The sequence below is a fragment of the Herminiimonas contaminans genome, from assembly GCF_015645465.1.
In the GTDB taxonomy this organism is placed as follows: Bacteria; Pseudomonadota; Gammaproteobacteria; order Burkholderiales; family Burkholderiaceae_D; genus Oxalicibacterium; species Oxalicibacterium contaminans.
The window spans coordinates 73,038-84,501 of record NZ_JADOEL010000017.1 but is presented as its reverse complement, the minus strand read 5'-3'; the positions used below and the strand labels follow the sequence as shown (position 1 = coordinate 84,501).

The following is an 11,464-nucleotide window of genomic DNA, read 5'->3' as shown; positions in this document are numbered from 1 at the left end:
CCGAACAGGACCGTGAAACGACTTTGCGCCGATGATAGTGCTGCAACCAGTGTGAAAGTAGGTCATCGTCAGGCTTTTATTTAGAAAACCCTTCAGTAGAAATACTGGAGGGTTTTTGCTTTGCGCGGACAGTTTGTACAAGCGAGCTTGCAACGCTGATCTGCACCAACAATATCCCCAACTCGCGTCAATAAACGTGCGAATCCCCTACAGGGATGAGCCTTAAACTGCAGCGCAAGCTCCTTTTGCATAGAGACATGCCGGCTATGTGTGTCGCGGATGCTTTCTTTTCTACTTACTTCCTGTCACTACAACTTGTCGATACTGATGGCGCATCTTCATCGCGGATAATTTTGATTCGACGTATATCGCTGCGACCGACTTATCCTGGCCAACATCTCATTTATTACAGGCAGATGAAATAAATCATGCTTGATGACAGCCGCGACGGATCTCCTGATCAGCCAGAACTTTGAATGCGCAAATGCCGTGAGCAGCGCATGCAATTCATCTTCCAGTCATATTGCAACCTTCATTTTTATGAGCCAAATCCGAATAACAGCAAACGCAAAGCCATCACTCGTTCTGTTTAACTGACATATGACAAGCAGACTAGAGATAGCTCTGCGGTTGTTTAATGGTCGCGCTGTAAGCCACTCGCAAGATTTGATATCTAGTCATTGCGTTCCAAACAATTTTTAGATACGGTTGTAACGGACGCCTTAAATTGTGTGAATTCTTCTTGCCGATGTGATGGCATGTCTTCTCAATCGATGGCTATCGTAGTTCCCTCGCAGTGCTAATGGAGAGTTGAAATGGATGATGTTGTCATTGTTTCTGCTGGACGTACTGGTGTTGGAAAATTCGGCGGCGCGCTGGCTAAAACTGCGGCCTCCGATCTCGGTGCTCACGTCATTAAAAATTTACTGACGCGTAGTGGTATCCAAGCTGACCAGATCAGCGAAGTGATATTGGGCCAGGTGCTGACCGCTGGTTGCGGCCAGAATCCTGCGCGTCAGGCCTTGATACGGAGCGGTATTCCGGACATGGTGCCGGCTTTCACGATTAATAAAGTATGCGGTAGCGGCCTGAAAGCTACGCATCTGGCGACGCAAGCCATCCGATGTGGTGACGCGCAGATCATTATTGCTGGCGGGCAGGAAAACATGAGCGCATCGCCGCACGTGCTGAATAATTCGCGCGATGGTTTCCGCATGGGTGATGCCAAGCTGATCGACACCATGATTCATGACGGCTTGTGGGATGTCTACAATCAGTATCACATGGGGACCACCGCAGAAAACATCGCGAAGAAATTCGGCATCTCACGCCAGGAGCAGGATGAGTTTGCACTGGAGTCACAGAACAAAGCAGAGGCCGCGCAAAAAGCGGGCAAGTTCAAAGATGAAATTATTCCTTTTGAGATCCTAAGCAAAAAAGGAAACATCGTTTTTGATAGCGACGAATACATCAAGCACGGCACCACACTCGAATCACTTTCCGCATTACGTCCGGCTTTTTCCAAAGACGGTACAGTCACTGCCGGTAATGCTTCCGGTATCAATGATGGCGCAGCCGCCGTGATCATGATGACGGCGCAGAAAGCCAAAGAGCTAGGCCTTAAACCACTGGCGAAAATCAAAGCCTATTCATCCGCAGGCGTGGACCCGAGCATCATGGGCATGGGCCCGGTTCCGGCGACACAGCTGTGCCTGAAGAAAGCAGGCTGGAAGCATCAGGATGTGGATCTGATGGAAATCAACGAAGCCTTTGCGGCACAGGCGATTGCAGTGAATCGCGAAATGGGCTGGGATACCAAGAAGATTAATGTGAATGGCGGAGCGATTGCGATCGGCCATCCTATCGGCGCTTCGGGTTGCCGCATCTTGGTAACTTTGCTGCATGAAATGATACGACGTGATGCGCACAAAGGCCTGGCCAGTTTGTGTATAGGTGGCGGAATGGGGGTGGCGCTTGCGATTGAACGCTAAGGTAGACGCAAGGATACGCAGCATGCATGCGCTCAATAAAGCAGGCAGCCCTATTAACAAATAATAAGAGGAGATAGTTATGACACGCCTTGCATTGGTGACAGGTGGTATGGGTGGTTTGGGCGAAGCGATTTGCATCAAGCTGGCAGCACTTGGATATCAGGTAGTGACGACTTACTCGCCGGGCAATACCAAAGTGGATGAGTGGCTGAAGCTCATGAAAGAAAGCGGCTACGACTTCCACGCCTATCCATGTGATGTTTCCGATTACGAATCAGCGCAAAAATGCGTCGCCCAAATCGAAAAAGAAATGGGGCCGGTGGATGTACTGGTCAATAACGCCGGTATCACGCGCGACATGACTTTCAAGCGCATGGACAAGCCAAATTGGGATGCGGTGATCGGTACCAACCTGGATTCCGTGTTCAATATGACCAAGCCTGTATGCGACGGCATGGTGGAACGCGGCTGGGGACGTATTATCAATATCTCTTCGGTGAATGGACAGAAAGGTGCTTTCGGACAAACCAACTACTCGGCAGCGAAAGCGGGCATGCATGGTTTTACCAAGGCGCTGGCGCTCGAAGTTGCGCGCAAGGCGGTTACTGTGAATACCATCTCGCCAGGCTATATCGGCACCAAGATGGTGACCGCGATTCCACAGGATGTGCTGGATACCAAAATCGTGCCGCAAATTCCTATGGGACGTCTCGGCAAGCCGGAAGAAGTGGCGGGGCTGGTCGCTTATCTGGCCTCGGATGAAGCGGCGTTTGTGACGGGGGCAAACATCGCCATAAATGGCGGTCAACACATGTCGTAAAAACAAAGCGCCGGGTTCAACCCGGCGCTGTTATGTAGCAAATCAATACGCCAAGCGCATCAAGCTGGCTGATCTATCAATTCCTGCAGACGCTCAACCAGTGTTTCTGTTTTGGTGTAGCCGGATGTCACCAGATACAACTCTCCTGATTTTTCCAATACCAGGGTAGGGAAGCCGGACACGCCCCATAACTTGGTTTGCGTAAAGTCTGCTTCGGTCGCATTGCGCGCTTCTTCCGAAGCCCAGGTGCGCAGGAACTCAGCCGCATCAATCTGGATGTCGGCTTTTTCAAATACTGCCGCAGCAATATCTGCCAATACCTCACCCTTGGTCGTATCCAGGTTTTCAGCATAGAAGCCATGCTGGATCGCGTGGAATACATCCAGTGCTGTATCCGGTGCCAGCATGCCTGCTGCAACGACGGCGCGGCAGGCAGGTTCGGTGTCATAGATAAAACCTTCATGCGACAAACCATCTTTGGCGAACGGCAGGCCGCTGACTTGTTCCACTTTTTTCCAGTGTTCAAGCAAGGTGGCTTTCAGCTTCTCATCCATCACTTCCTTGTTGTAGGCGCGCAAGCCGCCGACGATCAGCTCCAGCGGGGTATCCGGCAAGCCGCTCAACAGCGTATTGAGTTCAGGCCCGAAGCCGTAGCACCACGAGCACATAGGATCGGCGATATAGATGAGTTTGGCCATGAATCAGTTTCCTTGTTATGGGTCGATCAAGATAGCTGCAGATTTACCAGCCAGCAGCATAGCACTGGAGTTTAGCTTTCCGCTGTTGCCGGCAAGGATAATTTTGGTTGCTGGCGCAAGGTCTGTACGGTTTTGCTAAAGACTTCGTAGGGAACGACGGCATTCAGCTTGCGCCATAACTGCCACAGCAAATCAGCATCCGCCAGCGCGCGGTGACGTGCTTCAGGGATCAGCTCATGCCGTGCAATCAGGCTATCCAGATTGTGTTTCTTTTCGGCGGGAAACAAGGCACGTGACAGTTTGACCGTGCACAACATTTCCGAATTCAGTGCATGGCCGGAACGCGCGAAAGCATGGTGCAGGAAGCCGTAGTCGAAGCGCGCATTGTGCGCGATGAATAAACCATCCTGCAAACGCGCGCGCACTGTATCGGCGAGTGTTTCAAAAGCAGGTGCAGTCTCGACCATCTCATCGCTGATACCGGTCAAGCCCTGGATGAATTCGGGGATAGGGCGACCGGGATTCACAAAGGTCGACCAGCGCTCGATACAGCCGTCAGGATCGACCGCAACTATCCCGATTTCGGTAATGCGGTCATTGACCAGATTGGCACCTGTTGTTTCCAGGTCAACAAATATCAGTTTTTCGTGTGGGGTCATGGCAGCATTGTCCCATGCCCGCCGCCGCGCCGCTGGCTCACACGGTATAAAGATAGACTAGTCTCAGTTGCCAGCGTGTACTTTGATGCGGACGTCGCCCAGGGTCACTACCTGGCCTGCGCGTATTTTGCAGGTTTTGCGCAACTCGGTCTTGCCATCCACTTTTACCTTGCCACTGGCGACCAGCATCTTGCCCGCGCCGCCGCTTTCGCACAGGCCATTCAGCTTCAGCAGCTGGTTTAATTCGACGAATTCGTCGTTCAGTTCAAATTCAAATTGTTGCATCGTAGTCTGCTTGTAAAGGTGGTGGCTATCAGCCCAGGGTCTGGCGGGCGTTATCCAGCCACATATCCAGCGTCGTCAGCAAATCGATCTGACTGAAGGAGCAGCTTTCTTCTGTAAACAGACTGCCTGCTTCCAGGCGACCCAGCAAGTCTTCCATGACCGTGCTATATGGACCAGGCAGGTCAGCCAGCAGTGCAGTTTGTGCGCGCCAGGTCTGGCAAAATTCAGCTACGCTGATGCGGCTTTGCCGGAGCGATTCAACAGAGTCTTGCAGTAGCTGCAGTGTTTGGGTGTGCGACATAAAAGTAAAAAATTAAAATCAAAAAAGAGCGTGATCAAAAATCAGCCGCCATCGAAAGCCGGCAATAAAAACAATCCGACCACAGCCAAATAACCAATCAGCCATGTGATCGAGCGCAAGGTAGCGCGATCGGTCAGATAGAGTAGCGTGTACACGAGGCGTGCAGCAATAAATGCGACAGCCAGCATATTAATCGAATCCTGGTCTGCATTGAGTTGTTGCGCAACCAAAACACCTGCGGCAAAGAAAGGAAAGGCTTCAAAGTGATTGCGATGTGCACTATCGGCACGGCGGCGCAGCCCTTCCTGCTTTTCCAGCCAGCGGCGCGGTTCTGAATTATCAAAATCGCGCTTGCCCCATTTGGCTATGGCCACCGTCGCAACGGGCAGGATGCCTGCAATCAAAATACACCAGTAAGAAAGATTCATGCCTGTCTCCGCTGAATAGTTAATTACGCCGGGTGACCAGCGCACAGATTAGCACGCTGCCGGGGCCAGGGCAGCGGATTTGGTGCCAGGCGGGGCGTTTAGCTACGGCTGGGCGCGATGGCTTCGGCGTAATCGTACAGAGCACCGAGGATTTCCTCGCCGCGTTCGTCGACGTCTTCGGATAGCTGGTCGATTTCGGCAAACAGGGTTTCTATCGTACGTGCGCCTGCTTCGCCGTCAAACAGACGTGCCACGCGATGTTCTTCCCAGCGTTGCTGTTCTTCTTCGCTCAGCGTATGCGGGAAGTTGCGTGCGCGGTAACGCCAGACGATTTCTTCCAGGCGCGGATCGGCAAAGGCTGGTCGTGCCTGCGCCAATGCTTCCGGTGACAGGGCTCGTAGCTCTTGCAGCGTGCGGCGGTCATTGTTGCCGACAAAGCCGCCGTACAGGTCTTCGTCTACATCGGCTGCTGCTTCTTGCGGACGGTAAAAAACTTCCTGCCAGATCGCGCTCATATCCGGTGCCGCAGCTGCGATTTCTGCGTGCTGCAAGGCAGTCGGTATATCGATGCCCCATTGCTCTGTCATCGCTGGCGACAAGGTCTTCAGGTTATTGATGACGATGGGGGATTTATTCAAATGTATGGTTTTGATCGGCAGACGCCCCACGCCTTCCGGCAATGCATCCGCCTTGCTGAACATGCGCATGCGTATGGTCTCGGCATCCAGGCTGGCCAGCTCGGATGGATCTGCTGCCAGATCCCAGACGATCACTTCATTCTTGTTGGTCGGGTGTACTGCCAGCGGCCAGACCACGGCGATACAGCCGCGCTCGGCCGGAATCATGCCGGTGATATGCAGGAAGGGGCGGCGCAGCGGCAGGCCGATTTCGGCGGCAACCTTGTCTTTCTTGTGCAAGCCCAGACAGAAATCAAACAGCTTGGGCTGACGATCACGGATCAGGCGTGCCATTGCAATCGTGGCGCGCACGTCGGATAAAGCATCATGCGCTGCTTCGTGCGCGATGCCATTTTCAGCTGTCAATTGTTCGAGACGGAAACTGGGGCGACCATCCGGATGCTTGGGCCAGTTAATGCCTTCCGGGCGCAATGCATAGGCGGTACGCACGACATCAAGGAGGTCCCAGCGACCACAGCTGTTCTGCCATTCGCGTGCATACGGATCGATCAGGTTGCGCCAAAACATAAAGCGCGTGACTTCATCATCGAAACGTATGGTGTTGTAGCCGACGCCTATGGTGCCGGTTTGCGATAGTGCTTTTTCTATCTCTGCTGCGAACTGGTGCTCTGGTACGCCGCGCTCCAGGCAGACTTGTGGTGTGATGCCGGTAATCAGACAGGATTGCGGGTCCGGTAGAAAGTCATTCGCCGGTTTGCAGTACAGCATGATGGGCTCGCCGATTTCATTGAGTTCGGCATCGGTACGGATCGCGGCGAATTGCGCCGGGCGATCGCGTCGTGGTTGTACACCAAAGGTTTCGTAATCGTGCCAGAGAAAGGTGTGCGTAGACATCGTGAAATATAAGAATGACGATTAGTTAGTTCGAAGTTTGCGCACGCAGGCTTAAATCGCGACCTGATTGCGTCCGGCTTCCTTGGCGCGATACAGTGCAGCATCGGCCGCAGCCAGCAAGCCATCTGCATCCTGCTGCGGTGCCAGCACCGCGACGCCGAATGAAGCCGTGATATGTGGCAAAGGCATATGCATGTCGGCGAATACAACCGCCAGGCGCATGCGTTCACATAGGCGCTGCGCCACCATGGTACCAGCTGCGATATTGCTGTCCGGCAGGATGACGATTAATTCTTCACCGCCGTAGCGTACGGCAAAATCGCTGGGCCGCAAAGCGGCGCTCAGGACACCGGCTGCAGTACGCAGTGCGGTATCACCAACCAGGTGGCCGTATTCGTCATTGAAGCGTTTGAAATGATCGAGATCGATCATGATCAGTGACAGCGGATGCTTGGCAGCATGTGCTTCTTCTATCAGGTGGGATAGTTTGTCGTTGAGCCAGGCGCGATTGTGCAGCCCGGTCAGGCCGTCAACCATCGATAGCTGGCGATAGAATTCACCGACTTTTTCGCGGCGGCGCAGCTGGGCATTGGCAGCACGCAGGCGGAACGACAACTGTCGCAAGAGATTACGTGCAACGCCGTTGGCTTCATCTATCAACTGCCATAAAGTAGCTGATTCGATGACGAGTAGTTCGGTTTCCTGCAAGGCGATTAGCGTACTGGAATGCGCAATGTCATCCAATACTGAGAGTTCTCCTACGCTTTCGCCAGGCAGCACTTTTTCGGTGCGTATGCCTTGTGTCTCATCGATCAGCGTATTGCCGAGTGCGCCACGCAGCACGGCGTAGACACATGCTTCATTGCTGCGTAGAGGGGAAATGGTTTCGTCTTTCTGCAGACGGACGATCGCGCATGGTGCGAGCAGAGTTGCGACGACTGGATCGGTAACGCCATCAAAGAGGTGAATGCTGCCTATGGCGTAAGCGGATGCACCAAAAGTCGTAATCTGCTCCAAAATATCCTTCTATTTTTCTGTCAACAATACGCGGCTTACTTCATCGAACAGCAATTCTGTTTCGTGGAAGACCTGCAGATAAACTTCTTCACTTAAATCCAGTCCGACCCAGGCAACGTGCGAGACCGGTGGCACCAGGTCGTTTTCCAGATGCGATAAATCAAGTGCATGTGCGATCGCATCAGCAATATGCACGATGGATGCCAGCGAGCGTACTTTTTGTTGCTCCGGATTGTGATGTCCGGCGATCGCATGACGTATCGTATCGGAAAAATTCCAGTGTGCGGCCAGTGCTTCGCCCGCCATCACATGGTCGACGCCCAGTACTTCCTGTTCCGCTTCCAGCCAATGACAATCGTGTTCTTCGCGATAAGCGATGACCGCTTCATATTCGTTGCGGAAATAAGTGACCAATACCAGGCGGCCGATATCGTGCAGCAAACCAGCGGTGAACGCGTAATCCTGATTCACATGCAAATGACGCGCCAGTACGCGCGAGCACACAGCCGTCGCTACCGAATGACGCCACAGTGCAAAGAAGTCGAAGCCTGCGCAATTATTGGGCGGGAAGTAACCAGTCAGGGCGGTTGCAGTGACGACGTGGCGCACCGCGTTGATGCCGATCAGCGTGATTGCTTGCTGTATGGTCGTGACCTTGGATTGCAAACCGTAGAACGACGAGTTGGCAAACTGCAGCGTCTTCGCCGACAGCGCCTGATCCATCGCTACCTTGCGTGTGATGACATTGATGTCGGTTTCATCGGGACCGATGTTTTTCATCAAATCCTGCACGATGGCAGGCAAGGCAGGCAAATCACGAATTTGATTAATGACCTGGTTGAAGTGCAGCTTCTCTATGCGGGCGTCACGCATGGCGTTCGTCATGGCTGTTCTCCCAGACGAAACTTGCGGACATAGTTTTGCAGCAAACCGTTTGCATCTTCACCGTCCGAATTGCGGAACAGGCGCGTCAGGCGCGACTGCAGGTAAGCGCGTTGTGCCGCCGCTTCTTCCTCGCTCAATTCACCCATGAAAATACGCAAGGACGAAATATCGTGGCGGCGCAGCGATTCCAGCATTTGCTCACTCAACTCCGCACCCTTGGGCAACAGGATTTGCCCCTGCGCATCCAGCAGATTATCGGCCAGCACCATGCCTGGTGTGACTTCGTCCAATGCCAACTGTTGATGAATAACACCCACTATGTCTGCCTCTTTTGTTTGGTTTCTGCTGATTAGCTTACCATCGGCCGCAAGATGTATCCACGAGGAAATAAATGTGATGTTTTATAGGCAAAATTGGCGCAGATAAGCGTGCAGTCAAACCACATCATTTGCATGTCCTACAGGGTGGGCTTGTGATGGAAGAAAGGCAAGGAATTTATGCCGCGTAGCGATTACGCCCCAGGCCCTTGGCTTCATACAGGGCAGCATCCGCCCGTCGTACCAGTTGATCCCAGGTGCACACTTCAGTCTTGGGCAAGGTGGTCAGACCAGCGCTGATCGTGACCGGGTGCGTGCCGAGGAAGCGATACTTGCGTACTGCATCAACCAGGCGTTGTCCGACCAGGGCAGCATCATCGCGATTCACGCCGGGCAGGATGATGAGGAATTCCTCGCCGCCATAACGACCGACCAGATCGATGGTGCGGCAGGTTTGCTGCAGGATGGCAGCCACATCCTGGATCACGGTATCGCCTGCGGCATGGCCGAATTTGTCATTAAAGTACTTGAACATATCGATATCGATAAAGGCGATCGTCAGCTCATGCCCGAGACGCGAGGCTGAAGCGAGGCTGTATTCACCTGCCGACACGATGGCGCGGCGGTTCAGTAATTTGCTGAGTTCATCATGGGTCGCGAGATGGCGGTTCTCCTCGACGGTACGCTCAAAGTAGAGCAGCAGGAGGCCGATGGAAAACAGCACCGTGCCTACCGTCGGAATCATATAGGCGACCGCAATCTCGAAGCCCGAGCGTTCCATCGGCAGCGTGCCCATGATCTGCAGCGAGGCAATCGTGATACGCAGCACATTCCCTATCATCAGCAACACGATGGCACCGAGCACCAGTGCCTGCACAAAAGTCTTCGGTGGCCCTTGTTGGCCGCGCCAGACTGCATGCAGGCTAAGGCCGAGCAGGGTCAGGACTGTGACCGAAATCAGGATGGAGCGTTGCTGGAAGTTGGCACCCAGCATGAAGAGCATCGCCAGTATGCAAACAAAGACGATGCAGATAATCCAGCCCCACTTTTGCGGTGGTTTTTTGTAAAAGGCGCGTATCCCATGCCACTGGAAAATCAATCCGATTACTACCGCGCCGGTGCCGTTGAGGATGAAGGCGGGGCGGTGCAGACGATTATTGACGATGGCTATGAGTATGCCGAAAGCGATCCAGGCACCGGACAAAGCCCAGTACTTGGTGCATTTTTCTGAGGGAGTGGTATAAAAAACCCCGGCCATCACCAGTGCAATACAGAATTGCACAAGGATTAACGCGATGCCAGCAGTTAACGAATCCATACTTTTGCGTGACGATCCGCGAAGATAAGTCGTGTCTTGAATAAGATTGCAGCTTGGTAAGGATTTTAACGGATTCTCTATGGAAACAATGAGAACTATTGTCAAATACGATAACAATCGTCACTTTAGTTGCCTTATTGGCAAAGTAACGTCGTATTCATGCCGCAAGCTGTCGGGCGGCGCGCCTTAGGAGCCGGATTTAATCGTCTTCGCGCAGTGCAAACGCATGTTTGCGCAAATCATCGAGGCTGACCATTTCCAGTACTTTTTGATTGGTGCTTTCCAGCACCACTTTCGGGGCGACACCAGCGCGCCACGCCTCTACCCAGCGACTGGCACATAAACACCATTGATCGCCGGGTTTCAGTCCGGGGAAGTTCCATTCCGGGCGCGGGGTGGATAAATCATTGCCGCATGCCTTGCTGAATACCAGGAAGGTGGCGCTCATGACGGTGCAAATAATGTGCGTGCCGACATCGTCTTCATTGGTCTTGCAGCAGCCGTCACGGAAGTAACCGGTGAGTGGCTTGAACGAGCAGGGAACCAGGGGTTCGCCAAAGACATTTTTAGCGATAGGCAGGGTAGGCGGCATGTAAGTCGGGACGGATATGAGTGACAGGAAGTACGGCGCAAACTTTACCACGTGCGCCGTCGGGATTGCCCTTAATCCTGGTCTTTCAGGTTTTGCACCATATCTTCCATCTCGATCTCGATCGCCTTGGTGCTGATCACAATTTCATAGAGCGATACCAGCAGCGACAGCACCAGCATGAAAATGCTGAAGCCGAAGATCACTTGCGCGATAAAAATAAGCTTGATGAAAACCAGGAACATCGACAGTGCACACAGGATAAATGAACCGACGCCCATTTCCTGCATGCGACGGATCAGCATCACGCGTACCCGCAGGTTGGCGATCTGGCGCAGCACGACATCGTGCGCGCGCTCCTGATACTTGACGTGGAGCTGGCGGATCAGTTGCGCGATGACCAGGAAGCGATTGGTATAGGCCAATAGCAGCAGTGAAATGGCGGGGAACAGCAGGGCGGGCGTAGTCAGGTCCATGTATCTTTCCAACGGTAATGGAGTAGGGGAAGTCAGTCGTGCCGTTGTTCGGCACTACCAACCGTAACGCAAGAACTGCGCCTGACTTGGTAAGGGCAGGCGCTGAAGTATGAGTTATCGTTGCTTGTACTGTAGCCGCTTGCGCGGC

The 11,464-nt window shown here is 53.3% G+C and carries 14 protein-coding genes; 2 read left to right on the top strand and 12 right to left on the bottom strand.

Annotated elements, in window-relative coordinates; translation table 11 throughout:
* The first annotated feature begins 815 nt into the window (after positions 1 to 815).
* Together IXC47_RS16775 and phbB are read left to right on the top strand one after the other, a co-directional pair.
* Positions 816 to 1,991, top strand: a complete 1,176-nt coding sequence (locus tag IXC47_RS16775; RefSeq protein WP_175626116.1) for an acetyl-CoA C-acetyltransferase — start codon at positions 816 to 818, stop codon at positions 1,989 to 1,991.
* A 79-nt stretch (positions 1,992 to 2,070) separates the two neighbouring features.
* Positions 2,071 to 2,811, top strand: a complete 741-nt coding sequence (gene phbB, locus IXC47_RS16770) for a beta-ketoacyl-ACP reductase (protein WP_175626117.1) — start codon at positions 2,071 to 2,073, stop codon at positions 2,809 to 2,811.
* A 59-nt stretch (positions 2,812 to 2,870) separates the two neighbouring features.
* Here phbB and IXC47_RS16765 read toward each other — a convergent pair whose 3' ends face one another.
* From IXC47_RS16765 to IXC47_RS16710, 12 genes are all read right to left on the bottom strand, one after another.
* Positions 2,871 to 3,509: a DsbA family protein gene (locus IXC47_RS16765; RefSeq protein ID WP_195876404.1), complete on the bottom strand. Its 639-nt coding sequence runs from the start codon at positions 3,507 to 3,509 to the stop codon at positions 2,871 to 2,873.
* 71 nt (positions 3,510 to 3,580) lie between these two features.
* Complete coding sequence (locus tag IXC47_RS16760; RefSeq protein ID WP_175626119.1) at positions 3,581 to 4,168, bottom strand: 3'-5' exonuclease; 588 nt, start codon at positions 4,166 to 4,168, stop codon at positions 3,581 to 3,583.
* 63 nt (positions 4,169 to 4,231) lie between these two features.
* Positions 4,232 to 4,453, bottom strand: a complete 222-nt coding sequence (locus tag IXC47_RS16755) for an RNA-binding S4 domain-containing protein (RefSeq protein ID WP_195876403.1) — start codon at positions 4,451 to 4,453, stop codon at positions 4,232 to 4,234.
* A gap of 28 nt (positions 4,454 to 4,481) precedes the next feature.
* Positions 4,482 to 4,754: a hypothetical protein gene (locus IXC47_RS16750; RefSeq protein ID WP_175626121.1), complete on the bottom strand. Its 273-nt coding sequence runs from the start codon at positions 4,752 to 4,754 to the stop codon at positions 4,482 to 4,484.
* 41 nt (positions 4,755 to 4,795) lie between these two features.
* Positions 4,796 to 5,182: an MAPEG family protein gene (locus IXC47_RS16745; protein WP_175626122.1), complete on the bottom strand. Its 387-nt coding sequence runs from the start codon at positions 5,180 to 5,182 to the stop codon at positions 4,796 to 4,798.
* A gap of 98 nt (positions 5,183 to 5,280) precedes the next feature.
* The gene (gene sbcB / locus IXC47_RS16740) at positions 5,281 to 6,714 is read right to left on the bottom strand and encodes an exodeoxyribonuclease I (protein ID WP_195876402.1); all 1,434 of its coding nucleotides are present in this window, start codon (positions 6,712 to 6,714) and stop codon (positions 5,281 to 5,283) included.
* 51 nt (positions 6,715 to 6,765) lie between these two features.
* Positions 6,766 to 7,731 carry a GGDEF domain-containing protein gene (locus IXC47_RS16735; protein WP_195876401.1) on the bottom strand — a complete coding sequence of 322 codons (966 nt, stop codon included), beginning with the start codon at positions 7,729 to 7,731 and terminating at the stop codon, positions 6,766 to 6,768.
* 9 nt (positions 7,732 to 7,740) lie between these two features.
* The gene (locus IXC47_RS16730; protein ID WP_175626125.1) at positions 7,741 to 8,616 is read right to left on the bottom strand and encodes an HDOD domain-containing protein; all 876 of its coding nucleotides are present in this window, start codon (positions 8,614 to 8,616) and stop codon (positions 7,741 to 7,743) included.
* Positions 8,613 to 8,933, bottom strand: coding sequence for a hypothetical protein (locus IXC47_RS16725; RefSeq protein WP_195876400.1), 321 nt, complete (start codon positions 8,931 to 8,933; stop codon positions 8,613 to 8,615). The genes IXC47_RS16730 and IXC47_RS16725 overlap by 4 nt, the downstream gene beginning before the upstream one ends.
* Positions 8,934 to 9,111: 178 nt before the next feature.
* Complete coding sequence (locus IXC47_RS16720; protein ID WP_230089621.1) at positions 9,112 to 10,251, bottom strand: GGDEF domain-containing protein; 1,140 nt, start codon at positions 10,249 to 10,251, stop codon at positions 9,112 to 9,114.
* 199 nt (positions 10,252 to 10,450) lie between these two features.
* The gene (locus IXC47_RS16715) at positions 10,451 to 10,843 is read right to left on the bottom strand and encodes a DUF2237 family protein (protein ID WP_195876398.1); all 393 of its coding nucleotides are present in this window, start codon (positions 10,841 to 10,843) and stop codon (positions 10,451 to 10,453) included.
* A gap of 71 nt (positions 10,844 to 10,914) precedes the next feature.
* Positions 10,915 to 11,316 (bottom strand): DUF2721 domain-containing protein, encoded by a 402-nt coding sequence (locus IXC47_RS16710; RefSeq protein ID WP_175626129.1) that lies wholly within the window; start codon positions 11,314 to 11,316, stop codon positions 10,915 to 10,917.
* Positions 11,317 to 11,464: the final 148 nt, after the last annotated feature.

Bases quoted from the DNA above. Each gene is read 5' to 3' on its own strand.
- IXC47_RS16775 (WP_175626116.1), top strand. From the start codon at position 816: ATGGATGATGTTGTCATTGTTTCTGCTGGACGTACTGGTGTTGGAAAA.
- phbB (WP_175626117.1), top strand. From the start codon at position 2,071: ATGACACGCCTTGCATTGGTGACAGGTGGTATGGGTGGTTTGGGCGAA.
- IXC47_RS16765 (WP_195876404.1), bottom strand. From the start codon at position 3,509: ATGGCCAAACTCATCTATATCGCCGATCCTATGTGCTCGTGGTGCTAC.
- IXC47_RS16760 (WP_175626119.1), bottom strand. From the start codon at position 4,168: ATGACCCCACACGAAAAACTGATATTTGTTGACCTGGAAACAACAGGT.
- IXC47_RS16755 (WP_195876403.1), bottom strand. From the start codon at position 4,453: ATGCAACAATTTGAATTTGAACTGAACGACGAATTCGTCGAATTAAAC.
- IXC47_RS16750 (WP_175626121.1), bottom strand. From the start codon at position 4,754: ATGTCGCACACCCAAACACTGCAGCTACTGCAAGACTCTGTTGAATCG.
- IXC47_RS16745 (WP_175626122.1), bottom strand. From the start codon at position 5,182: ATGAATCTTTCTTACTGGTGTATTTTGATTGCAGGCATCCTGCCCGTT.
- sbcB (WP_195876402.1), bottom strand. From the start codon at position 6,714: ATGTCTACGCACACCTTTCTCTGGCACGATTACGAAACCTTTGGTGTA.
- IXC47_RS16730 (WP_175626125.1), bottom strand. From the start codon at position 8,616: ATGACGAACGCCATGCGTGACGCCCGCATAGAGAAGCTGCACTTCAAC.
- IXC47_RS16720 (WP_230089621.1), bottom strand. From the start codon at position 10,251: ATGGATTCGTTAACTGCTGGCATCGCGTTAATCCTTGTGCAATTCTGT.
- IXC47_RS16715 (WP_195876398.1), bottom strand. From the start codon at position 10,843: ATGCCGCCTACCCTGCCTATCGCTAAAAATGTCTTTGGCGAACCCCTG.
- IXC47_RS16710 (WP_175626129.1), bottom strand. From the start codon at position 11,316: ATGGACCTGACTACGCCCGCCCTGCTGTTCCCCGCCATTTCACTGCTG.